The following is a 22,430-nucleotide window of genomic DNA, read 5'->3' as shown; positions in this document are numbered from 1 at the left end:
CTTCCAAGGTCATCCGGGGGTGAACGCCGTTTACGGATGCGTCATCCTCAGGACATCGAGCGCCTCGTCCAGCTGTTCCAGGGTGAGGTCACCGCGCTCCACGTATCCGGAATCCAGGACGACCTGGCGGATCGTCCGGCGTTCCGCCAGTGCCTTCTTGGCCACCTTGGCGGCCTCCTCGTAGCCGATGTACTTGTTGAGCGGTGTCACGACCGACGGCGAGGACTCGGCGTACTCGCGGGCCCGTTCGCGGTGGGCGACGATCCCGTCGACGGTGCGGTCGGCGAGCAGGCGCGAGACGTTGGCGAGGAGACGGATCGACTCCAGGACGTTCTTCGCGATGACCGGAAGCATGACGTTCAGCTCGAAGTTGCCGGCGGCCCCGGCGACGGCGACCGTCGCGTCGTTGCCCATCACCTGGGCCGCGACCATCAGCACCGCCTCGGGAATGACGGGATTCACCTTGCCGGGCATGATCGAGGAGCCGGGCTGGAGGTCGGGCAGGCTGATCTCGGCCAGCCCGGTGCGCGGACCGGACGCCATCCACCGCAGATCGTTGGCGATCTTCGTCAGCCCGACCGCGATGGTCCGCAGCTGCCCGCTCGTCTCGACGATCCCGTCCCGCGCGCCCTGTGCCTCGAAGTGGTCACGGGCCTCGGTGAGCGGCAGCCCGGTGGCCCGCGCCACCTCCGCGATGACGGCCGCGGAGAACCCGGGCGGCGTGTTGATCCCGGTGCCCACAGCGGTCCCACCGAGCGGCAGTTCGGCGAGCCGGGGCAGCGAGGCCCGGAGGCGCTCGACGCCGTACCGCACCTGCGCCGCGTACCCCCCGAACTCCTGCCCGAGCGTCACCGGCGTGGCGTCCATGAGATGCGTACGCCCCGACTTCACGACGTCCGCGAACTCCTCGGCCTTCCGCTCCAGGGCGGCCGCGAGGTGTTCCAGGGCCGGAACGAGATCCCGTGTGACGGCGGCGGTGGCCGCGATGTGGATCGAGGACGGGAACACGTCGTTCGACGACTGCGAGGCGTTCACATGGTCATTGGGGTGTACGTCCCTGCCGAGCCGCTCGGTCGCGAGCGTGGCGATGACCTCGTTGGTGTTCATGTTGGAGGACGTTCCGGAACCCGTCTGGAAGACGTCCACCGGGAAGTGCGCGTCCCAGCGACCCTCGGCGACCTCGGCCGCCGCCTCCTGGACGGCCTCGGCCACGTCCTTGTCGACCACCCCCAGCTTCGCGTTGACCCTGGCTGCCGCGCCCTTGATCAGCGCCAGCGCCTCGATGTGCGCGCGCTCCAGACGCTGACCCGAGATGGGGAAGTTCTCCACGGCCCGTTGGGTCTGGGCCCGCCACTTCGCGTCCGCGGGCACCCTGACCTCACCCATGGAGTCGTGCTCGATCCGGTACGGGGCTGCCTGTTCGTCGGCCATCGACGATCACCTCCAGTGGGGACAGCATCGCGGACGTGCCCCGTGTTCCCGGCAAGGCGGCTCCCGTTTCTCCCGGGAACTCAACTCCGTGAGCCGCTCTCCCCGGGAGTCAGGTCCGCGAGCCGCCGAGCGGGCCGGTGCACGCCGACGTCCCGCCGACCTTGGCGCAGGCCTCCGCCCCGCGAGGGCTCGACGCGGCCAGCATCGGGCTGCTGTAGCCGTCCGAGGGGTCGCCCGGGTAGGCGGCGGACAGCTCGTCCTGGTCCGATCTGATCGAGATCTCCCGCGCCCCGCCGGTCCTGGTGCGGACCTCCGACCAGACCGTCGCGCACGAGGGGGAGAAACGCAGCAGCACGACCTGCCCGGCGCGCGTGACGGTGCTCTCCGTACGCGCGTCACGGCCGCAGACCTCGGAGGTCGGGAACTGCCCCTGGCAGCCGTGGCCCCGGCAGAAGGTGCTGGCGGGGGCCACGGGCTGGTCGGGGTCGAGGACGTCGGTGGCGCCCGCGGTGACCACCACCGTGGCCGCCATCGCCGCGAGGGCGATGACGGCCCGGTTGGACCCCCGGACGCGCCGGCCCCGAACCGGCGCGTCCGGAACCGCGGCCTGTGGGACCGGGGCCCCCAGGGGCGGGGTCGCCGCCCTGGACTGGGCCCGGGACGCGGCGTCCCACAGGGAGAGAAGGGGACCCGGGTCGGTGTCCGCCAGGCGGCCGAGCGACTCGACCGCCGAGCGCGGCGGAAACTGATCACCGCTCAGGTAGCGGTGCCAGGTCGACTTGCTGAACGGGGTCACGGAGGCCAGCGCGGCCAGACTCAGCCCCGTCCGCTGCTTGAGGCACCGGAGCCGCTCCATCAGCAGCTGCTCCTCGTCGATGTCCTCCATTTCCATATGTTCTGTTCTTGTACCTACCGTCTTGCTGTGTTCTGTCTCGTCCAACGAGTCGGGCAGCGGCTGTCTCTTGACCCTCACGTGGCTCTTCCTCTCGCTCCCTCGCCCTGCCGGGGTGACCGCCCTGATGTGTTCCCTCGCAAGGCGCCCGGGCACACCCCGATCGCCCGAATGCGAACCGAATATGAAGGTGAGTTGACCTGCTGTTTCGTCAGGGGAGTGGGGTCGTCGGCTGATCGACTTGTCCTACCGACCGGCGGGGCGGACCGCGCCCCGCCGGCCGGCGTCGGACGTCAGGAGGCGAGCGGCGAGGTGTTCGTCAGCACCAGCGGACGGCGCGGCTGTTGCGGACGTAGTGGGCGGAGACGTAGCCCCGGCCGTGGGCGAGCTTGTACCAGCGGGAGTTGCCCATGACGGAGGAACCGCTCTTCTTGCAGACGAGAGTCACCACGTGGCCGGCCCGCCGTGAGCCGACGATCCGGTAGCCGGTACCCGGGCCGGACCGGACGTGCAGACGCATGTGGTGGGTCGTCACCCGGCCCAGGACGTGCCGGGTGAGGTGGTGCCGGGCGTGGGTGATCGCGTAGTGCTTGTGGTGGTGCCTCGGGGCCAGTGGCAGGGTGTGCGGGGCACGCTGGAGGCCGGGGATCGAGGACTGCGGGGACGCCGGGTACCAGCTCGACGACGCGACCGGCGAGGATGCGGCGCCCCGGCCGGGAACGTGTGGGGCGGCCGGGGCGGCGGAGGCGACGGCTGTCACCGGGAAGACGGCGACAGCCGCGATCGCGGCCACCAGGCCGTTGCGCAAAGTGCGACCAATCATGGGATTTCCCTCCGAGATGACCTGCGGACCACAGGCTGTGATCCGGTCATGACGGAGGGTTTCCGGCAAAGCTCACAAAAATGCTGTCCCACTCGTTCCTGGGACGAAGTGGGACAGCATCGGGGCGTGGCGGGACGCGCCCGGGCAGCGAACACCCGCCTCTGACGTCCCGGGACGCTACGTCGGCCCAGGGGCCCGCACCGGAATCGACGCGGGCAGCGGGGTCGAAGGGGCGGAGCCCCTGGGGACGGGACGGGTAGGGGCGGCGGGGGGCGCTGAATCCATCAGCGGCTCCGCCGCGGGCCGTCCCCGCCGCACCGCGGGCGCTACGCCGGCCCAGGGGCCCGAACCGGGATCGAGGTGAACGTCGGCTGGGGCGCCGGGTCCTGGAAGAGTCGTTCGACTTGTTCGTCGGACGGCACCACTCAGCCCGTCCGGCGTTCGAGGACGAGGCCGTCCAGGGCCGAAGCGGGGTCCGGGGCGCAGCCCCGGCGGGGTCGGAGGGGCGGAGCCCCCGGGGGAGGGGACGGGTAGGGGCGGCGGGGGCGAGAAGTGTCCCCGCCGCACCCGAGGACTTACGACAGCCCGGGCCCCCGCACCGGGATCGTCGTGAACGTCGGGGCCGGGGCGGGATCCTGGAAGAAGTCGTTGCCCTTGTCGTCGACGACGATGAACGCCGGGAAGTCCTCGACCTCGATCTTCCAGACGGCTTCCATGCCGAGCTCCTCGTACTCGACGACCTCGACCTTCTTGATGCAGTCCTGGGCGAGCCGCGCGGCGGGGCCGCCGATGGAGCCGAGGTAGAAGCCGCCGTGCGCGTCACAGGCGCCCGTGACCTGCGCGGAACGGTTGCCCTTCGCGAGCATCACCTTGGAGCCGCCCGCGGCCTGGAACTGCTCCACGTAGGAGTCCATGCGGCCGGCGGTGGTGGGGCCGAACGAACCCGACGCGTAACCCTCGGGGGTCTTGGCCGGACCGGCGTAGTACACCGGGTGGTCCTTCAGGTACTGCGGCATCTCCTCGCCCGCGTCCAGCCGCTCCTTGATCTTGGCGTGCGCGATGTCGCGCGCCACGACGAGCGGGCCGGAGAGCGAGAGCCGGGTCTTGACCGGGTACTTCGTCAACTCCGCGAGGATGTCGTCCATCGGCTGGTTCAGGTCGATCCGGACGACGTCGTCCCCGGCGGAGTCCAGGTGCTCGTCCGTGGTCTCCGGCAGGAAGCGCGCGGGGTCGGTCTCCAGCTGCTCCAGGAACACGCCCTCGGCGGTGATCTTCGCGACGGCCTGACGGTCGGCGGAGCAGGACACCGCGATCGCGACGGGGCAGGACGCGCCGTGCCGCGGCAGACGCACCACGCGCACGTCGTGACAGAAGTACTTGCCGCCGAACTGCGCGCCGATGCCGATCTTCTGGGTCAGCTCGAAGACCTTCTGCTCCAGGTCCTTGTCCCGGAAGCCGTGACCGAGCTCCGAGCCCTCGGCCGGAATCTCGTCCAGGTAGTGCGCGGAGGCGTACTTCGCGGTCTTCAGGGCGTACTCGGCGCTCGTGCCGCCGACCACGATCGCCAGGTGGTACGGCGGGCAGGCGGCCGTGCCCAGCGAACGGATCTTCTCCTCCAGGAACTTCATCATGGAGGCCTCGTTCAGAACGGCCTTCGTCTCCTGGTACAGGAAGCTCTTGTTCGCCGAACCGCCGCCCTTGGCCATGAACAGGAACTTGTAGGCGCCGCCGTCGGTCGCGTACAGCTCGATCTGCGCCGGAAGGTTCGACCCGGTGTTCTTCTCCTCCCACATGGTGAGCGGAGCCATCTGCGAGTAGCGCAGGTTCAGCTTGGTGTACGCGTCGTAGATGCCACGCGAGAGGGCCTCCTCGTCGCCGCCCTCGGTGAGCACGTTCTGCCCGCGCTTGCCCATGACGATCGCGGTGCCGGTGTCCTGGCACATCGGCAGCACGCCGGCGGCCGCGATGTTCGCGTTCTTCAGCAGGTCCAGGGCGACGAACTTGTCGTTGCCGGACGCCTCGGGGTCGTCGATGATGCGCCGCAGCTGCGCCAGGTGCGCGGGTCGCAGATAGTGCTGGATGTCGTGGATGGCCTCCGCGGCGAGCTTGCGCAGCGCCTCCGGCTCGACCTTGAGGAAGGTGCGCCCGTCGGCCTTGAAGGTGGAGACACCCTCGGAGGTCACCAGCCGGTACGGGGTGGTGTCCTCTCCCTGGGGGAGCAGATCGGTGTACGCGAACTCAGGCACTAGCCCATTCCTCACTCGACAGACAGCGGCATGCCTCCATTGGCAGCGTCCACCAGCGTAGAACCTGACGCGGACGCCGAGTCTGTGAGGTAAGGCTCAGTTGGCGCGAGGGGGCGGTTTTCCACAGGTCGGGAGAAGGGGTAGTCGCGATCTATCGCGTTTGGGTACGCTGCTGTCGTGGACCTTCAGAAGCGCACCGAAACCCGGGCCTCCGACGCCGAACTCCGGGCCTCCGACGCCGACCGTGACCGGATCGCCGACATTCTGCGCGATGCCCTCGCCGAGGGGCGCCTCACCGCCGACGAGCACGCCGAGCGGATCGAGGGGGTGCTGGCCACGAAGACGGTGGGAGAGCTCGACCGGTTCGTCCAGGACCTGCCCGCCGCGCGCGCGGGCCGCGCGACCCCCGCGTACACGTCCGTGCCCAACCGCCCCCAGCCGGGCGGCATCCCGGCGGAGGCCGACGAGAACGTGGTGGCGGTGTTCAGCGCCGCCGTGCGCAAGGGCCGCTGGCGCGCCGGGCGCCGCATCCACGCGTACGCCGTCTTCGGCTCCGTCGACATCGACCTCAGCGAGGCGATCTTCGAGTACCAACAGGTCGTGATCAAGGCGATCTCGGTCTTCGGCAACGTCGAGATCAAGGTCCCGGAGAACGTCTCGCTGCGCGGCAGCGGCGGCGGCGTCCTCGGCAACTTCGAGACGCACACCACGGACGGGGGCGACCCCGACGCTCCCGTGGTCTACGTCGAAGGCTTCGCGGTGCTGGGGAACATCGAGGCGCGGCCCAAGCGCGGCAAGCTCGTCGCCGACATCCTCGACCGCACGATGGACCGCGTGGACAGGACTTTGCGCAAGCACCTCGACCGTTGACGCCTGTGAACGCGACGGCGCGCGGGGCGCATTGGTCCACTCACCCGCGCCCCGTTTTGAACGACCGGCTCCGCTCTCGGGAACTCAGTGCATAGGCGCGCGCACAGCGGGTAGGGCTTGCTGCATCGCCTCTTGGAGGGCGCTGTGGGACTTCCCCCGGTGCCCGGCACGCCCGCGAAGCCGTCGTCAGGAGTAGACCGTGCTGCAACCGCCGCATCAGTCCCTGCAGGTAGCTGCCGTTCCGGCCCAGCGGGCGCCAGTGCGGGACAGGGATCAGGAAGCCCCATGGCACACGGAGGCGGTGTGCCGCAGGGACGAGGCCGGCCTGTTCTTCGCGCCCTCCAAGGAACCCACGGCGGCCCGGCTGTCCCGCGAGGAGGCGGCGAAGCGCGTCTGCGCCCGCTGTCCCGTGATGGTCGAGTGCCGCGAACACGCGCTGCTGCAACCCGAGCCGTACGGGGTGTGGGGCGGCCTCACCGCCGCCGAGCGCCGCGTGGTGCTCGCCCGGCGCCGCCGCCGCGACCTGGAACTCAAGAAGGCCGCCCGCGGCACGATAGCCGCAGCCGGCTGACCGCACGTACGCCAAAGGGGCCGCCCTCCGCACAGGGCAGGCCCCTTTGCACGTGCCCCGTAAGGGGCGCGGGGCTGTGACATTTGCGGCTCCGCCGCGTGGGCGCGACCGGTCACGACGCACCCGCAGTGACCCGCAACCCGCGGTTCCCCGGCACTCCCCGCGGAGCGCCCCCGTGGAGCTACTTGGCGCGATCGAAGTCGATCGCGCTGTACGCCCGCAACTTGCTCAGCCGATGCTCCGACCGAATCTGGCGCACCGTACCCGACTTGGACCGCATCACGATCGACTCGGTGGTCGCGGTCTCCGCCCGGTACCGCACCCCGCGCAGCAGTTCCCCGTCCGTGATCCCGGTGGCGACGAAGAACACGTTCTCGCCGGAGACCAGGTCGTCGGTGAGCAGCACACGGTCGAGGTCGTGCCCGGCGTCCAGCGCGCGCTGTCGCTCCTGGTCGTCCTTGGGCCACAACTTGCCCTGGATGGTGCCGCCCAGGCACTTCACGGCGCAGGCGGAGATGATGCCCTCGGGCGTACCGCCGACGCCGAGGAGCAGGTCGATGCCCGTGCCCTCGCGCAGCGCGAGGATCGAGCCCGCGACGTCGCCGTCGGAGATCAGCTTGATCCGGGCGCCGGTCTCGCGGATCTCCTTGATGATCCCCTCGTGGCGCGGCCGGTCGAGGATCACGACGGTGACGTCCTCGGGCGAGGACTTCTTGGCCTTGGCGACCCGGCGGATGTTCACCGAGACGGGCGCGTTGATGTCGACGAAGTCGGCGGCCTCCGGCCCGGTGACCAGCTTGTCCATGTAGAAGACCGCGGACGGGTCGAACATGGTGCCGCGGTCGGCGGCGGCCAGCACCGCGATCGCGTTCTCCATGCCCTTGGCGGTGAGCGTGGTGCCGTCGATCGGATCGACGGCGATGTCGCACTCGGGACCGGTCCCGTCGCCCACGCGCTCCCCGTTGAAGAGCATCGGGGCCTCGTCCTTCTCGCCTTCACCGATGACGACGACGCCGTTCATCGAGACGGTGGAGACGAGGGTCCGCATGGCCCGGACGGCGGCGCCGTCGGCACCGATCTTGTCGCCGCGGCCTACCCAGCGGCCCGCGGCCATCGCGGCGGCTTCGGTGACCCGGACCAGTTCCAGGGCGAGATTTCGGTCGGGGGCCTCGGAAGGGACCTCGAGTTCGGACGGCAGCTGATGATTCTCGGTCATCGAGACGCACCTTTCTGATACGACGACGGCCGGATGAGGGTGTGCCCCGACTCTATCGTCAGGCTGACAAAATGAGCAGGGGGCCCCACGGATGAGCAGGCCAGGGCACCTGCGACGATAGGGGCGTGGCAGGTACGAAAGGCAAGCAGAGCGTCCGGGACATGCTCCTCTCCCTGGGTCTGATCGGGCTCATGGCGGGCGTGATCTACATCTTCATCCCGCACGACGACTCCGCGCCTCCTCTCAAGCGCGTCGACTACCGCGTCGAGCTGCTCACGGCGCGCCGCGCGGCGTCGTATCCCGTGGCGGCACCCGTGGGTCTGCCGACGGCGTGGAAGGCGACCTCGGTGCGCTACGACGGCACCGAGTTCGATGCCTGGCACCTGGGCTTCCACGACCCCGACGGTCAGTACGTGGCGGTCGAGCAGTCGACTCAGCCCGCGGCCGCCTTCGTCGACTCGGCCAGCCAGGGCGCCAAGGAGACGAAGGCCACCCAGCGGATCGGTGACGCGACGTGGCAGCGGTACGAGGGCGACAAGTACGACGCCCTGGTGCTCAAGGCCAAGGGGGCGACCACCGTGGTGACCGGGACGGCGTCGTTCGGGCAGCTGACGAAGATGGCGGAGGCGCTGAAGACGTCGTGACGTCGTGACGTCGTAATGCTGTGACGTCGTAATGCTGTGACGTCGTGATGCGTCCCGTAATACGTCCGTGTACGCGCATGAGAAGGGCCCCCGGCGCCATTGCCGGGGGCCCTTCTCGTCTCACGCGCGTACGCGCCGGGGCGTACGCGGGGGCTCAGACGGTCGTGATGACCTGGTCGAACTCCAGGCGCGGGGAACGCGGGAACCAGGCGTCCTCGCCCGGCTTGCCGATGTTGACGACCATCAGCGGGGTGTGGTCGTCGTCCAGGAACTCCTTCTGGACGCCCGCGAAGTCGAGACCGGTCATCGGGCCGGCGGCGAGGCCGGCGGCGCGGACGCCGATGATGAAGTACGCGGCCTGCAGGGCGGCGTTCAGCGAGGCGGCACCCTCACGGGCCGGGCGCTCGGCGAAGAAGACGTCCTTGGCCTGCGGGAAGTGCGGGAACAGGGCGGGGAGCTCCTCGTGGAACTCGTTGTCCGCGGAGAGGATCGCGACCAGCGGGGCGGTGGCGGTCTTGGGCTGGTTGCCCTCGGCCATGTGCTGCACCAGGCGCTCGCGGGCCTCGGCGGAGCGGACCAGGGTGATGCGCAGCGGCGACTGGTTGAAGGCGGTCGGGCCGTACTTGACCAGGTCGTAGATCGCCTGCACCTGCTCGTCGGTCACCGGCTCGTCGGTGAACGTGTTGGCGGTACGGGCCTCGCGGAACAGCAGGTCCTGGGCGGTGGGGTCAAGAACGAGAGACATCAGAAACCTTCTCGGGATGTGCGGTGGATCCGGGGGGATCGGTTGGCGATGTCGACAGTACGGGGAGGAGGTTTAAGGTTCAACCAAAAACGGGGTGAGGTGATCCGCTTCACAGGGAGTGAGAAGGAGCGAGGGGGAACAGTGAGGGGGAACGAGGTCGCTTCCGGGCGTCAGGCCAGGGTTCCGGGGAACGACGAGGCCGCCGTCACCGAGCGGGACGGCGGCCGGGTGTCACTGGGGATGTCGCCGGGTGTCACCGGCTGCGAAAGGGAGCGAACGTCATGACGTCACTCGGAGTCGCGGCCCCCGTCACCGTGCCCGTCTTTGTCCCCGCTCTCCGACTCCTCCTCGGCCAGCGCCGCGTCCAGGCGGGCCCGAGCGCCCTCCAGCCAGCGGCGGCAGACCTTCGCCAGCTCCTCGCCCCGCTCCCAGAGCGCCAGTGACTCCTCGAGCGTCGTGCCGCCCGCCTCCAGGCGGCGTACGACCTCGATCAGCTCGTCCCGCGCCTGCTCGTACCCGAGCGCTTCGTCCACCTTGCTGGTCATGCGCCCACCCTATGCATCGACTCGTACCGTGAATTCACCCTCGGCGACCCGCGCCCGCAGCGCCTCGCCCGCCGCGACCTCGTCGGGGTCCCGGACCACATGACCGTCGGCCTTCTGGAGCACCGCGTACCCCCGTTGCAGGGTCGCGGCGGGGGAGAGGGCCACCACACGCGCGTGGGTGTGCGTCAACTCCGAGTCGGCGCGGTCGAGCAGATGCCCGAGCGTGCGCCGCCCGCGGTCCAGCAGCGCGGTGACCTGGTCGGCGCGCTCATCGACCATCCGGTGCGGATCCTCTATCGAGGGCCGGGCCAGCGCGTGCGCGAGCCCGCGCTCCTCCCGCTCGATGAAGGACTGGACGCTCCGCCGCGCCCGGTCCCGCAGGAACCGCACCCGCTCGTACTCCTCCCCGACGTCCGGTACGACCTTCTTGGCCGCGTCCGTCGGCGTGGACGCGCGCAGGTCGGCCACGAAGTCCAGCAACGGGTTGTCGGGCTCGTGCCCGATGGCCGACACGACCGGCGTACGACAGGCCGCGACCGCCCGTACGAGCTGCTCGTCCGAGAACGGCAGCAGGTCCTCCACGCTGCCGCCGCCGCGCGCCACGATGATCACGTCCACGGTGTCGAGCGCGTCCAGCTCCTTCACGGCCTGCACGACCTGCGGCACCGCGTGCACCCCCTGCACGGGGACGTTGCGCACCTCGAAGCGGACGGCAGGCCAGCGGTGCCGCGCGTTCTCCAGCACGTCCCGCTCGGCGGCGGACGCCCGCCCGCACACCAGCCCGATGAGCTGCGGCAGGAACGGCAGGGCCTTCTTGCGGTCGGCCGCGAACAGCCCCTCGCTCGCCAGGGACTTCTTCAACTGCTCGAGTCGCGCGAGGAGTTCCCCCACGCCGACCGGTTTGATCTCGGTGGCCCGCAGCGACAGCTGCCCGCGCGGCGCGTACCACTCGGGCTTCGCCAGGACGACGACGCGGGCACCCTCGCTCACCACGTCCGCCACCGCCTCGAACACCTGCCGATAGCAGGTGACGCTCACGGAGATGTCGTACGACGGGTCGCGCAGGGTCAGGAAGACGACGCCCGCGCCGGGGCGCCGCGACAACTGGGTGATCTGTCCCTCGACCCACACCGCGCCGAGCCGGTCGATCCAGCCTCCGATGAGCCGCGACACCTCGCCGACGGGCAGGGGGGCGTCCGCGGACGTGTTGAGAGCCATGCGCCCGAGAGTAACGGCCCCCACTGACAAGGTGTCCGTACCCGGCGCCGGTCTCGTCGGCCGCTCCGGCGGTGGTCTGCGTGTCGGACATCGTGCCCCCCGAGGGCCGCGTCCCGCTCACCCCGTCCGGCTCCCCCTCGGCCTCCCCAAGGAGGCGATCTCCGACGCGTCGGGCGCGGCCTTACGATGGGTGCCATGACTGCTTCGCCTGGCCGCCGTGTCCTGCTCGCCGCCCCCCGTGGCTACTGCGCGGGCGTGGACCGCGCCGTGATCGCCGTCGAGAAGGCCCTTGAGCAGTACGGGGCCCCGATCTATGTCCGCCACGAGATCGTCCACAACAAGTACGTCGTGCAAACCCTGGAGAAGAAGGGCGCGATCTTCGTCGAGCAGACGGCCGAGGTCCCCGAGGGGTCCATCGTCATGTTCTCGGCGCACGGCGTCGCCCCGGTCGTCCACGACGAGGCCGCGGCCGGCAAGCTCGCCACCATCGACGCGACCTGCCCGCTGGTCACCAAGGTCCACAAGGAAGCCGTCCGGTTCGCGAACGAGGACTTCGACATCCTGCTGATCGGCCACGAGGGCCACGAGGAGGTCATCGGCACCTCCGGCGAGGCGCCCGACCACATCACCCTCGTGGACGGTCCCGAGGACGTCGCCAAGGTCGAGGTCCGCGACCCGTCCAAGGTCGTCTGGCTCTCCCAGACCACGCTGTCGGTCGACGAGACGATGGAGACGGTCGACGCGCTGAAGGAGAAGTTCCCGCAGCTCATCTCCCCGCCCAGCGACGACATCTGCTACGCCACGCAGAACCGCCAGCTGGCCGTGAAGCGGATGGGGGAGGAAGCCGACCTGGTCATCGTGGTCGGTTCGCGCAACTCCTCCAACTCCGTGCGTCTCGTCGAGGTCGCCAAGCTCGCGGGGGCGCGGGCGGCGTACCTCGTGGACTTCGCCGACGAGATCGAGGAGGGCTGGCTGGAGGGTGTGACGACGGTCGGTGTCACCTCGGGCGCATCCGTCCCGGAGGTCCTGGTCGAGCAGGTCCTGGAGTGGCTCTCCGCCCGTGGCTTCGAGGACGTCGAGATCGTCAAGGCGGCCGAGGAGTCCATCACCTTCTCGCTGCCCAAGGAGTTGCGTCGCGATCTGCGCGCGGAGGCGGCGGCGTTGGTGGAGCAGCGTACGGCGGCCGGTTCTTCCGCCCCCTCCGAGAAGTGACTGTCTGTCGTACGACGTAGCGTGGGGCCATGCAGATCTTCGGCGTGGACATCGGCGGATCCGGGATCAAGGGTGCCCCTGTGGACCTGGACCGCGGCGAACTGACGGAGGAGCGCTGCAAAGTGCTCACTCCCCATCCGGCGACCCCGGACGCGGTGGCCGACGGCGTGAAGGAGGTCGTCGGTCACTTCGGCTGGACGGGACCCGTCGGCATCACCTTCCCCGGGGTGGTCACCGGCGGCGCCACCATTCGGACGGCTGCCAACGTCGACAAGGCGTGGATCGACACCGACGCGCGTGCCCTGCTGGGCGAGCGGCTGGGCGGCCTCCCGGTGACGGTGCTGAACGACGCGGACGCGGCGGGTGTCGCCGAGATGCAGTTCGGCGCCGGGCGCGACCGCCGGGGCACGGTCCTCCTGCTCACCTTCGGTACGGGCATCGGCAGCGCGCTCTTCGTCGAGGGCGAACTGGTTCCGAACACGGAGCTGGGACACCTCGAGCTGAACGGCCACGACGCGGAGAAGCGCGCCTCCACCAAGGCCAAGGAGGACCACGAGCTGACCTGGGAGCAGTGGGCCCACCGGGTGCAGAAGTACCTCGCCCATGTGGAAATGCTCTTCTCGCCCGAGCTCTTCATCATCGGCGGCGGCGTCAGCCGCAAGGCCGACAAGTTCCTGCCGCTGATCGAGGGCATCAAGGCGGAGATCGTCCCGGCGCAGCTGCAGAACAACGCGGGGATCGTGGGGGCGGCGATGCGGGCGGCGAAGTCCGCGTAGGCCCTCCGGGGCGCGCGGGGCCGGGCCGGGCCGGGAGCCCGGCGCCGGTGCGCCCGCGCCCGTCGTGTCCGTCGCCCCCCGTCGTGTCCATCGGTCCCCTCGTCGTGTCCGTCGTGTCCGTCGTGTCCGTCAGGCCGGACGGCGGCGCGGCCGGACCTTCGGGCGGGGCCCCTGGGCCGCCCTGCGCTGGGCGGCCCGGCGGCTCATCAGGCGGATCTTCCGTACGGTGGTGATGACCCCCGCGACCAGCGTCCCCCCGTACAGCCATCCCGCCTGGGTCGCCAGCGCGGTGACGAGCCCCATCAGTTCGCCCCCGAACCCGCCGCCCCCGTCGGCGACGGGCAGCAGTCCGAACGCGAAGGCGATGGGCACGACGACGGGTGCGATGACGATGTCTCCCCGCCGCACCCACAGCGCGGTCAGCGCGCACACCGGCAGGAACAGCACCCCGTAGACCACCAGCGACGCCCCGAAGAGCAACTGGTCGAGACAGGCGAGCGCGAACATCGTCGCCGCGCAGAACAGTCCGCCGCCGAGCCCGGTGAGCCGCGGGTTCGGCATCCGCCGTCGCGCCGGAGCGGGCCTGGGCGCGGGTCGCCGTGCGGGGGGCGCACTCCTGCGTACACGGTCGGCCGCGGCGCGCCCGGTCTGGGCGGGAAGAGGTGCGCCGCGTCGCGGTCTGTACTGAGGGGGACGCGTCCTGTGTTGCTCCACTGGACCAACTTAGGTCGGTTTATGTGCGGAATAGCCCCTCAGACACGCCGATGGGCCGACCTTGGCCATGCGTTCGATGCGTCGCCGGTAAGGGACCTCGCACCCCGTAGACTGGTGGATCGGCCCGCGCACCTTCGCGGACCTGTCGCCCACCCTCACGTACGGGAAGTCGCAACGTGTCGCTCACGATCGGAATCGTCGGTCTGCCCAATGTCGGCAAGTCGACCCTGTTCAACGCCCTGACCAAGAACGACGTGCTCGCGGCCAACTACCCGTTCGCCACGATCGAGCCGAACGTCGGCGTGGTCGGCGTCCCCGACGCGCGCCTGACGAAACTGGCAGAGATCTTCTCCTCCCAGAAGATCCTCCCGGCCACCGTCGACTTCGTCGACATCGCGGGCATCGTGAAGGGCGCCTCGGAGGGCGAGGGCCTGGGCAACAAGTTCCTCGCGAACATCCGTGAATCGGACGCGATCTGCCAGGTCATCCGTGCCTTCAAGGACGAGAACGTCGTGCACGTCGACGGCAAGGTCTCGCCCAAGGACGACATCGAGACGATCAACACCGAGCTGATCCTCGCGGACCTCCAGACCATCGAGAAGGTCCTGCCGCGCCTCCAGAAGGAGTCGCGCATCAAGAAGGACATCGCTTCCAAGGTCGCGGCGGTCGAGGCGGCGAAGGAGATCCTGGAGAAGGGCGACACGCTCTTCTCGCAGGGCATCGTCCAGGGTTCCGGCAACGAGGAGCTCCTGCACGACCTCCACCTCCTGACCACCAAGCCGTTCCTCTACGTCTTCAACGTGGACGAGGACGAGCTGGTCGACGAGGACTTCAAGGCCGAGCAGCGCACCCTGGTCGCCCCCGCCGAGGCGATCTTCCTCAACGCCAAGCTGGAGGCGGACCTCGCCGAACTCGACGAGGAGGACGCCATGGAGCTCCTGGAGTCGGTGGGCGCCGAGGAGCCGGGCCTCGCCACCCTCGCCCGCGTCGGCTTCGACACCCTCGGCCTGCAGACCTACCTGACGGCCGGCCCCAAGGAATCTCGCGCCTGGACCATCAAGAAGGGCGACACCGCCCCCGAGGCCGCCGGAGTCATCCACACCGACTTCCAGAAGGGCTTCATCAAGGCGGAGGTCATCTCCTTCGAGGACCTCGTCGACACGGGCTCGGTCGCCGAGGCCCGCGCCAAGGGCAAGGCCCGCATGGAGGGCAAGGACTATGTCATGCAGGACGGCGACGTGGTGGAGTTCCGCTTCAACGTCTAGTGGATGACATGCCACTGCATCGCTGATCCGGCAATGACGCGGATCGGAAGGGGTCCGGCTCTTCGGAGTCGGACCCCTTCTTCGGTGGGCGCAAGACGCACCCGCACGCCCGACGAACCGCAGACACGGTCGCTGTACGGATGGACGTCGAACCCGCTCGTCGAGTACGCCGACTTCTATGCGTGCCGGGGCGGGGTGAGCTTGTCGAGGTCCAGGCTGATCTCGAAGGGGACGGGGCGCTTCAAGGTGCCCCGGAAGATGCCGGCGGGTGCGTAGGAGCGGGTCGGCTCGTCGAGTTCGTAGACGTGGACGACGGGGGCGCCGTCCTCGTCCTCGATGCACCAGTAGTGCGGGATGCCGGCCTCCGCGTACTTGCGGAGTTTTACGGTGCGATCACGGTGGGCGGATTCGGGGGATACCGCCTCGACGACGAGTTTCACGTCCTCCGGGGCGTACCAGGTGCGGTCCGGGTCGTAGGGCAGGTCCGTCAGCAAGAGGTCCGGCTCGGGGCGGTTGCGGGCGTCGAGGCGGATCGTCATTTCCCGCTCGACCTCGAAGCCTTCCGGCGCCTGCGCCATGAGCGTGGTGGTCAGGGCGGTGACAAGGCGGCCGTGCCAGGCCCGCTGAGGCGACATCATGAAGACGAGGGCTCCGTCGATCAGCTCGGTATGGCGGGGTGCCTCGGGGAGGCGGTCCAGGTCCTCCGCGAACCAGCCTTCCAAGCGCGGCGGGCGCATCCAGTCGGGCAGTGCGGTCATGGCTCAACCGTAGCGATTCGGCGCGGCCCGGGCCACGAGACCGTCAACGAGGTGATCGACCTTCCTGGGCGATGGCGTAGGGGCTTGCCTCCGTCGGCGCACCCGGAGGCGAGTCGGGCTGTCGGTGGGGGGCAGTAATGTCGGGCCGGTGGGGAAACGTGAGCGGAGTCTGCTCGCCGAGGGCGTCGGACTGCACGAGGCCGCGCGGGGTGTGCTCGCCGATCACGCCCGCGCGCTCGAAGCGGTGCGCGCGGCGCTGGCACCGATCCACGCCGAACTCGTCGGCAAGGAGCTGGAGTCCATCCCCGTCTCCCGGCTGAAGGACGTCACCGAGGGGCGGCTGCGGCTCGGGGCGCTGGAGACGGCCGGGTTCGCTTCGGTGCGGGCGGTGTACGAAGCGGGACGGTACGAGCTGCGCCGGCTGCCGGGGGTGGGCGCGCAGACCGCCGACCGTGCCCTCGCGGCGGCCCGGCAGCTCGCGAGGGCGGTGGAGGAGACCGTCTCCGTACGGATGGACGTCGACCGGCCCGAGCCCCGCACGACCGCCCTGGTGATCGCGCTGCGCACCCTCGTCGAGGCCGGTCCCGAGCTGCGCCGGGCCGTGGACGCGGCGACGCGGCTCGACGGGCGGCTCGGGGCGCTGCTGCCCGCGGCCCGGCCCGCCGGACGACGGCTGGGGATGGCGCTCGCGGGGCGGGAGCGGCGACGGAGCGCGCTCGACGCGGTCGCCGAACTGCGCGAGTTGACCGCCGACGCCGGCGCCCGTGACGTACGCCTGCTGCTCGCGCAGGCCTCGACCGACCTGCTGCGGACGCCCGCATCCGAGATCGAGGCGTGGGTCGACTTCGAGTTGCGCTCCGCGGAGTACTACAGCCAGCTCGCCGAGGTCTGCGAGCACCGTTCGGACGTGGCGGCCGCCGAAGGCTTCCTGCCGTCGGAGGTCGCCGAGCGGGTGCACGCCCAGACGCTGGACGACACCCGGCGCCGGGTCTCGCTGCGCGGCTACCAGGACTTCGGCGCCCGGTTCGCGCTCGCCCAGCGCCGGGTCGTCCTCGGCGACGAGATGGGGCTCGGCAAGACCGTGCAGGCCATCGCCGTACTCGCGCATCTCGCGGCGGACGGGCACAGTCACTTCCTGGTCGTCTGCCCGGCGAGCGTACTGATCAACTGGACGCGCGAGATCGGCGCGCGCAGCACGCTGCGGGCCCTGCCGGTGCACGGCGCGGAACGGCTGGACGCCTACGAGGAGTGGCGGGAGCGCGGGGGCGTCGCGATCACCACGTACGACATGCTGCACCGCCTGCCCGCCCCGGACGGTGAAGGGGCGAAGCCGGGGATGGTGGTCGTCGACGAGGCGCACTACGTGAAGAATCCGGACACCCGCCGCTCCAGGGCGGTCGCGGCCTGGACGGGGCACTGCGAGCGCGTCCTGTTCCTCACCGGGACGCCCATGGAGAACCGGGTCGAGGAGTTCCGCACCCTCGTCCGCTACCTCCAGCCGGCCCTCCTCCCCGCGATACGGCACACCACCGCGGCCGCCGGCCCGCACGCCTTCCGCAAGTCCGTCGCCCCCGCCTATCTGCGCCGCAACCAGCGCGACGTCCTCACCGAACTGCCCGCGCTGGTGGAGGTCGACGAGTGGGAGGAGTTCAGCGCCGCGGACCGGGAGGCGTACCTCAAAGCGGTCGCGGACGGGAACTTCATGGCGATGCGCCGGGCCGCGTACGCCGACGCGGAGAAGTCCGCGAAGCTGGGGCGACTGCGCGAACTGGTGGCCGAAGCGGCGGAGAACGGACTGAAGGTGGTGGTGTTCTCCTACTTCCGCGATGTGCTGGCACTGGTCCGACAAGCCCTGGGAGAGGGCGTGTTCGGGCCGGTCTCCGGTGCCGTGCCCGCCGCGCGCAGGCAGCGTCTCGTGGACGACTTCACGGCCGCTCCCGGTCACGCGGTCCTCCTCTGCCAGATCGAGGCCGCCGGTATCGGGCTCAACCTCCAGGCCGCGTCCGTGGTCGTCCTGTGCGAACCGCAGGTCAAGCCCACGATGGAACACCAGGCCGTGGCCCGCGCCCACCGTATGGGCCAGGTCCGCCCCGTCCAGGTGCACCGCCTCCTCGCCACCGACAGCGTCGACCAGCGCCTGCTGCACATCCTCAAGAACAAGACCCGCCTCTTCGACGCCTACGCCCGCCGCAGCGACACCGCCGAACAGAGCCCGGACGCGGTCGACATCTCCGACAGCGCCCTCGCCCGCCGCATCGTGGAGGACGAGCAAATGCGACTGGCGGGCGCCGTGGGGCCGGGGCAGGGTGGCGCGCGGGAGCCGTGAGGGACACGTCTTTCGACGAGTGAGTGCCGTCCGGGGCGTTGTGCGGTGACCGACGGCCCCGCCTACCCCCGGGCCGGACCCGTCTTCACGCCCGCGCCGCACAACGGCACCACCGCCGTACGTCCTGCGAGCACCCCCTCCCGTACGGCCGCCCAGCACGCCACTCCCGTCGACTCGACGTACAGGCCCCGCGACGCCAAGTCCCTCTGGGCGTGGCGGATCTGGTCCTCCGTCACCGTGAGGAACGTGCCACCGGAGTCGCGTACGGCGCGCAGGATCTGGCGAGCCCGGGGCGGGCGCGGGATGGCGATGCCCTCGGCGAAGGTGGGGGCGGAGGGGGTGACGCCGACCAGGTCGTCCGCGCCCTCGGCCCAGGCGTGCGCGAGCGGCGCCACCGCGGCTGCCTGGACGGCGTACAGCGCGGGCCGCCGGTCGATGAGCCCCGCCCCGTGCAGCTCGGCGACGGCGAGGGCGGCACCGAGGAGCAGCGTGCCGTTGCCGACGGGGACGACGATGACATCGGGCAGGCGCCCGCCGAGGTCCTCCCAGAGCTCGTGCACGTATGTCTTCGTACCGTGCAGGAAGTACGGGTTGAAGACGTGCGAGGCGTAGAAGGTGCCCGGCAGGTCCGCGGCCTCGCGCGCCGCCCGCGCCGTCGCCTCCCGGTCCCCGTCCACGAGATGCACCCGCGCCCCGTGCGCCTCGATCTGCTCCAACTTCTTCGGCGACGTGCCCTCGGGGACGTACACCGTGCAGGGCAGCGCGGCCCGCGCGCAGTACGCGGCGATCGCCGTCCCCGCGTTTCCGCTGCTGTCCGCGATCACCTGCCGTGGCCCCAGCCGCAGTGCCAGCTCGGTCAGCAGGACGGCGCCGCGGTCCTTGAAGGACAGGGTCGGCATCAGGAAGTCCAGCTTGGCCGAGATGCCCCCGCGCAGCTCCACCAGCGGGGTGCGGCCCTCGCCCAGGCTGACCGTGGGCGCGGCCAGCGGCAGGCACTCCGTGTACCGCCACAGTGAGTTCACCCGCCCGGTCAGGGAGGTGAGGGGCGCGGGGGTCGGTGCGAAGTCCAGGTCGAGCGGGCCGCGGCAGACCGGGCAGCACCAGTCGAGCGAGCCACCGGGGACGCGCGTACCGTCCGCCGGGCAGAAGCGATCCGGCAAAGGTGTCATGCCCGCAGGCTATGCGTGCGCGCCGAGGCGATCGCGAACTTCGCCCTGAGCGGCGCGGGTTACCCCGGCCCCGGCAGTCTGCTCGACGCCGCCGGCGCATCTGCTGCGCGGACACCTTCTCCGCCCACTACGAGATCCGCCCACTACGAGTAAGAGCCTGAAGCTCATCGACCCGAGGGTGACGGTCACCGCACGCAAGGTTCTGGGCCTCACCACCAACCCGCCGTCGAACGACGGGGGCGGGGGCAGCCGGGGCAACGGGGGAAGCGGTGGCGGTCTGGAGGTGTGACGCGGGCTGTAGCGGGGAGAAAGTGCCTGGGTAAAGCCCACGGCGGGGAGAGGTAATCACATCGAGTGATTCTTTGGCCTTCGCTTGCACAGCACAACCCACGGTTGCCAGGCTGTTGCTGTCTGTACAACCTGATGGGAGCGGCCAGTGACTTTCGGTGAGCAGCCGGCGTATCTGCGTGTCGCGGGTGATCTCCGCAAGAAGATCGTCGACGGTTCGCTGCCACCGCACACCCGCCTCCCCTCCCAGGCCAGGATCCGCGAGGAGTACGGCGTCTCGGACACGGTCGCCCTGGAAGCGCGCAAGGTGCTGATGGCCGAAGGCCTGGTCGAGGGCCGCTCCGGCTCGGGGACGTATGTGCGGGAGCGGCCGGTGCCGCGCCGGGTGGCCCGCTCCGGGTACCGCCCGGACAGTGGAGCGACCCCCTTCCGTCAGGAGCAGGCCGACCTGGCCGTGCGCGGCACCTGGGAGTCGCACAGCGAGCAGGCCGAGGCGAGCGGCGCGATCGCCGAGCGCCTCTCGATCCGGCCCGGCGACCGCGTGATGTGTACGAACTACGTCTTCCGGGACGCCGGTGAGGCGATGATGCTCTCCACCTCCTGGGAGCCCCTCGCCGTCACGGGCCGCACCCCGGTGATGCTCCCCGAAGAGGGCCCGCTCGGGGGCATGGGCGTCGTCGAGCGGATGGCGGCCATCGACGTGATCGTGGACAACGTCACGGAGGAAGTGGGCGCCCGTCCCGGCCTCGCGGAGGAACTCCTCGCGCTCGGCGGTGTCCCCGGCCACGTGGTCGTCGTCATCCAGCGGACGTACTTCGCCTCGGGCCGTCCGGTGGAGACGGCCGACGTCGTCGTACCGGCGGACCGGTATCGCATCGCGTACCACCTGCCGGTGAAGTAGGCGTAGGAGTTCACGGCCGGTCGGCGTCCGCGGGGCGGGGGCCCTCGGTCCCGGGCGAGCCGACCGCCAAGTGCCCTGCGTGCGACGTCGGTTGCAATCTGGCCTTTCTCAAATGCCCTGCGCGGGGCGGAGTTCGCGCTGCCTGACGGGCGCACGGAGGGCGCTCGACGGCGCGTTCGTACCCATGCGCCCCCTCCGTCTTGGCTGGTTGCGTACCTCTTTGTGTAAAGGCGTATTCGCTGCGTGAAGGTTAGGCGTAGGCTCGGGCATATGCGGATTGCGGTTTCGTTAGGGTGCGGGGCACGGCGCGGGCCGGGGGCGGGAAGTGGAGGGGCTCGATGAACGACGGCACGATCACTCTTCCCTGGCTCGTCATACGGCAGGACGACAACGGCAATCGCTACCGCGTCGGCAGGTACGCGACCCGGGCCGAGGCCCAGAAGATCGCGGACAGCCTCGACGACCGCGGCCACAAGCAGCTCTACTGGGTCGAGCGGATCGGGCAGAACGGATCCAAGTGACGGTGTGACGGCCCCGGCTTCGACGGTCCGAGGTCCTGTCCGTGTCCGGTGTGTCCTGCCGTAGGCTCCGGCGCATGGACGAAACGATCGTGGTGGTGGGCGGCGCCCTGCTGCACGACGGACGCCTCCTCGCCGCGCGCCGCAGCGCACCCCCCGAACTGGCCGGACGCTGGGAGCTGCCCGGCGGCAAGGTGGAACCGGGCGAGGCCCCGGAAGCCGCCCTCGTACGCGAACTGCGCGAGGAACTCGGCGTCACGGCGGAGTCCGTCGAGCGCGTCCCGGGGGAGTGGCCCCTGCGGACGCCGTACGTCCTGCGTGTGTGGACCGCGCGGCTGCTCCCGGGCTCGGCCGACCCCACGCCCCTCGAGGATCATGACGCCCTGCGCTGGCTGAGTCCGGGCGAGCTCTGGGACGTGGACTGGCTGGACCAGGACGTCCCCGCCGTGAAGGCGGTGCTGCGGCGCTGGGACGGCCGGGATCTGTCCAGGGGGTGATCCGAACGACACCCCCTGGGCGCCGACGGGCCGCGGGGCCAGGTGCCGCGCACCGGCTCCTCTCTTCGGGGGACACCGGTGACGTACGAGGTGCGGGCGCGGGCGCCGGTGCGCGGCGCTGTGTGTACAGCTTTCGGGAGCGGGAGAGCGTGAGCCGTGGCCGCGGCCCGAAGTTCCGTACGCCGTTCGTGCCACAGTGCACCCACGTGTGCGGTAAGGCGTCCCGGATATCGGGTATGTGCCCATTAACCCCACGAAACCGGACATGGGTGGGTTCCTGGCCTGGGAAGTGATCGGCGTGATCGACACCGAAGGCGACTGTGCCGAGTGGAGTTTTCCCGCGGAGCCCGGTGCCGTCCGTACCGCCCGTGCTGTCGTCCGGGGCCAGCTGCGCACCTGGGGGCTGGATTCCCTCGGTGATGTGACCGCGCTGCTGGTCAGTGAGCTGGTGACCAACTCGCTGCGGCACGCCGCCGGCCCCATCGGTGTCCGTCTGGTCAGACCCGGGGGGCTGCCGGGTGCTCTCCTCGTGGAGGTCTCCGACCCGTTGCCCGACCCGCCCCGTGAGCGGTCCGCCGACGCGGACGACGAGAGTGGTCGAGGGCTGCAACTGGTGGCGGGGTCGTCGCGGCGTTGGGGTACCCGGCCCGGGGACACTGGAAAGACGGTGTGGTTCGAGCTGGGGGTGCCCGGCTGAAGGGGTCGGCGGTGCCGGGTTGAGGGTGCGGACCACGCCCGACTGAGGGTGCGTCGGGTGTCGTGCTGAGGGTGTGTCGGGCGGAGGGTGGGGCGACCGATTGGTTCA

The 22,430-nt window shown here is 70.5% G+C and carries 22 protein-coding genes; 11 read left to right on the top strand and 11 right to left on the bottom strand.

From position 1 onward, the window contains the following. Nucleotides 1–30: 30 nt before the first annotated feature. The 4 genes from ACZ7M3_RS06845 to ACZ7M3_RS06830 all read right to left on the bottom strand — a co-directional run bounded on the left by ACZ7M3_RS06845 (nucleotide 31) and on the right by ACZ7M3_RS06830 (nucleotide 5,392). A complete protein-coding gene (locus tag ACZ7M3_RS06845; protein WP_472061337.1) occupies nucleotides 31–1,431 on the bottom strand; it encodes a class II fumarate hydratase in 1,401 nt (466 codons plus the stop codon). 109 nt (nucleotides 1,432–1,540) lie between these two features. Continuing rightward, complete coding sequence (locus ACZ7M3_RS06840; RefSeq protein ID WP_351307219.1) at nucleotides 1,541–2,317, bottom strand: helix-turn-helix domain-containing protein; 777 nt, start codon at nucleotides 2,315–2,317, stop codon at nucleotides 1,541–1,543. A 325-nt stretch (nucleotides 2,318–2,642) separates the two neighbouring features. Continuing rightward, nucleotides 2,643–3,146 (bottom strand): SH3 domain-containing protein, encoded by a 504-nt coding sequence (locus tag ACZ7M3_RS06835; protein ID WP_351307217.1) that lies wholly within the window; start codon nucleotides 3,144–3,146, stop codon nucleotides 2,643–2,645. Nucleotides 3,147–3,721: 575 nt separating this feature from the next. Then, nucleotides 3,722–5,392 (bottom strand): fumarate hydratase, encoded by a 1,671-nt coding sequence (locus ACZ7M3_RS06830; protein WP_388524421.1) that lies wholly within the window; start codon nucleotides 5,390–5,392, stop codon nucleotides 3,722–3,724. A gap of 177 nt (nucleotides 5,393–5,569) precedes the next feature. Here ACZ7M3_RS06830 and ACZ7M3_RS06825 point away from each other — a divergent pair, with 177 nt between their 5' ends. Beyond that, complete coding sequence (locus ACZ7M3_RS06825) at nucleotides 5,570–6,262, top strand: DUF1707 SHOCT-like domain-containing protein (protein WP_097224877.1); 693 nt, start codon at nucleotides 5,570–5,572, stop codon at nucleotides 6,260–6,262. A gap of 199 nt (nucleotides 6,263–6,461) precedes the next feature. Beyond that, on the top strand, nucleotides 6,462–6,833 hold the full coding sequence (locus tag ACZ7M3_RS06820; RefSeq protein WP_075028724.1) for a WhiB family transcriptional regulator: 372 nt from the start codon (nucleotides 6,462–6,464) through the stop codon (nucleotides 6,831–6,833). Between the two features lie 181 nt (nucleotides 6,834–7,014). On the opposite strand, the gene glpX is transcribed toward ACZ7M3_RS06820, so the two are convergent. Next, nucleotides 7,015–8,049, bottom strand: coding sequence for a class II fructose-bisphosphatase (glpX, locus tag ACZ7M3_RS06815; protein ID WP_351307212.1), 1,035 nt, complete (start codon nucleotides 8,047–8,049; stop codon nucleotides 7,015–7,017). Between the two features lie 125 nt (nucleotides 8,050–8,174). Between glpX and ACZ7M3_RS06810 the strand changes: the two genes are divergently transcribed. Next, the gene (locus ACZ7M3_RS06810; protein ID WP_095852777.1) at nucleotides 8,175–8,693 is read left to right on the top strand and encodes a DUF4245 domain-containing protein; all 519 of its coding nucleotides are present in this window, start codon (nucleotides 8,175–8,177) and stop codon (nucleotides 8,691–8,693) included. Between the two features lie 154 nt (nucleotides 8,694–8,847). Here the strand turns inward: ACZ7M3_RS06810 and ACZ7M3_RS06805 are convergent, their stop codons facing one another. The 3 genes from ACZ7M3_RS06805 to xseA form a co-directional block, all read right to left on the bottom strand. Then, the gene (locus ACZ7M3_RS06805; protein WP_472061335.1) at nucleotides 8,848–9,438 is read right to left on the bottom strand and encodes a malonic semialdehyde reductase; all 591 of its coding nucleotides are present in this window, start codon (nucleotides 9,436–9,438) and stop codon (nucleotides 8,848–8,850) included. 287 nt (nucleotides 9,439–9,725) lie between these two features. Continuing rightward, entirely contained in the window at nucleotides 9,726–9,983 is a 258-nt protein-coding gene (locus tag ACZ7M3_RS06800) for an exodeoxyribonuclease VII small subunit (RefSeq protein ID WP_393012759.1), read from the bottom strand. Between the two features lie 9 nt (nucleotides 9,984–9,992). Further along, a complete protein-coding gene (gene xseA, locus ACZ7M3_RS06795; protein WP_097224875.1) occupies nucleotides 9,993–11,201 on the bottom strand; it encodes an exodeoxyribonuclease VII large subunit in 1,209 nt (402 codons plus the stop codon). Between the two features lie 186 nt (nucleotides 11,202–11,387). Here xseA and ACZ7M3_RS06790 point away from each other — a divergent pair, with 186 nt between their 5' ends. Together ACZ7M3_RS06790 and ppgK are read left to right on the top strand one after the other, a co-directional pair. Then, nucleotides 11,388–12,413: a 4-hydroxy-3-methylbut-2-enyl diphosphate reductase gene (locus ACZ7M3_RS06790; RefSeq protein ID WP_095852774.1), complete on the top strand. Its 1,026-nt coding sequence runs from the start codon at nucleotides 11,388–11,390 to the stop codon at nucleotides 12,411–12,413. Between the two features lie 29 nt (nucleotides 12,414–12,442). Further along, entirely contained in the window at nucleotides 12,443–13,189 is a 747-nt protein-coding gene (gene ppgK, locus ACZ7M3_RS06785) for a polyphosphate--glucose phosphotransferase (RefSeq protein WP_472061333.1), read from the top strand. Between the two features lie 129 nt (nucleotides 13,190–13,318). On the opposite strand, the gene ACZ7M3_RS06780 is transcribed toward ppgK, so the two are convergent. After that, nucleotides 13,319–13,750: a DUF6542 domain-containing protein gene (locus tag ACZ7M3_RS06780; protein ID WP_472061331.1), complete on the bottom strand. Its 432-nt coding sequence runs from the start codon at nucleotides 13,748–13,750 to the stop codon at nucleotides 13,319–13,321. A gap of 329 nt (nucleotides 13,751–14,079) precedes the next feature. On the opposite strand from ACZ7M3_RS06780, the gene ychF reads away from it, so the two are divergent. Continuing rightward, entirely contained in the window at nucleotides 14,080–15,168 is a 1,089-nt protein-coding gene (gene ychF, locus ACZ7M3_RS06775; RefSeq protein WP_351307201.1) for a redox-regulated ATPase YchF, read from the top strand. 176 nt (nucleotides 15,169–15,344) lie between these two features. Here the strand turns inward: ychF and ACZ7M3_RS06770 are convergent, their stop codons facing one another. Further along, on the bottom strand, nucleotides 15,345–15,926 hold the full coding sequence (locus ACZ7M3_RS06770) for a Uma2 family endonuclease (protein ID WP_472061329.1): 582 nt from the start codon (nucleotides 15,924–15,926) through the stop codon (nucleotides 15,345–15,347). A 118-nt stretch (nucleotides 15,927–16,044) separates the two neighbouring features. Between ACZ7M3_RS06770 and ACZ7M3_RS06765 the strand changes: the two genes are divergently transcribed. Then, on the top strand, nucleotides 16,045–18,252 hold the full coding sequence (locus ACZ7M3_RS06765; protein ID WP_472062163.1) for a DEAD/DEAH box helicase: 2,208 nt from the start codon (nucleotides 16,045–16,047) through the stop codon (nucleotides 18,250–18,252). A gap of 62 nt (nucleotides 18,253–18,314) precedes the next feature. On the opposite strand, the gene ACZ7M3_RS06760 is transcribed toward ACZ7M3_RS06765, so the two are convergent. Next, entirely contained in the window at nucleotides 18,315–19,421 is a 1,107-nt protein-coding gene (locus ACZ7M3_RS06760; protein ID WP_267062742.1) for a pyridoxal-phosphate dependent enzyme, read from the bottom strand. A 436-nt stretch (nucleotides 19,422–19,857) separates the two neighbouring features. On the opposite strand from ACZ7M3_RS06760, the gene ACZ7M3_RS06755 reads away from it, so the two are divergent. From ACZ7M3_RS06755 to ACZ7M3_RS06740, 4 genes are all read left to right on the top strand, one after another. Continuing rightward, nucleotides 19,858–20,610 carry a GntR family transcriptional regulator gene (locus ACZ7M3_RS06755; protein WP_054228262.1) on the top strand — a complete coding sequence of 251 codons (753 nt, stop codon included), beginning with the start codon at nucleotides 19,858–19,860 and terminating at the stop codon, nucleotides 20,608–20,610. 338 nt (nucleotides 20,611–20,948) lie between these two features. After that, nucleotides 20,949–21,131, top strand: coding sequence for an SPOR domain-containing protein (locus ACZ7M3_RS06750; RefSeq protein WP_055618615.1), 183 nt, complete (start codon nucleotides 20,949–20,951; stop codon nucleotides 21,129–21,131). Nucleotides 21,132–21,205: 74 nt separating this feature from the next. Further along, a complete protein-coding gene (locus tag ACZ7M3_RS06745) occupies nucleotides 21,206–21,625 on the top strand; it encodes a (deoxy)nucleoside triphosphate pyrophosphohydrolase (RefSeq protein WP_472061327.1) in 420 nt (139 codons plus the stop codon). Between the two features lie 265 nt (nucleotides 21,626–21,890). Beyond that, complete coding sequence (locus tag ACZ7M3_RS06740) at nucleotides 21,891–22,322, top strand: ATP-binding protein (RefSeq protein WP_099920816.1); 432 nt, start codon at nucleotides 21,891–21,893, stop codon at nucleotides 22,320–22,322. The last annotated feature ends 108 nt before the right edge of the window (nucleotides 22,323–22,430 follow it).

Source organism: Streptomyces sp. NPDC111656 (assembly GCF_055656965.1).
This window is presented reverse-complemented; position numbering and strand designations above follow the sequence as displayed.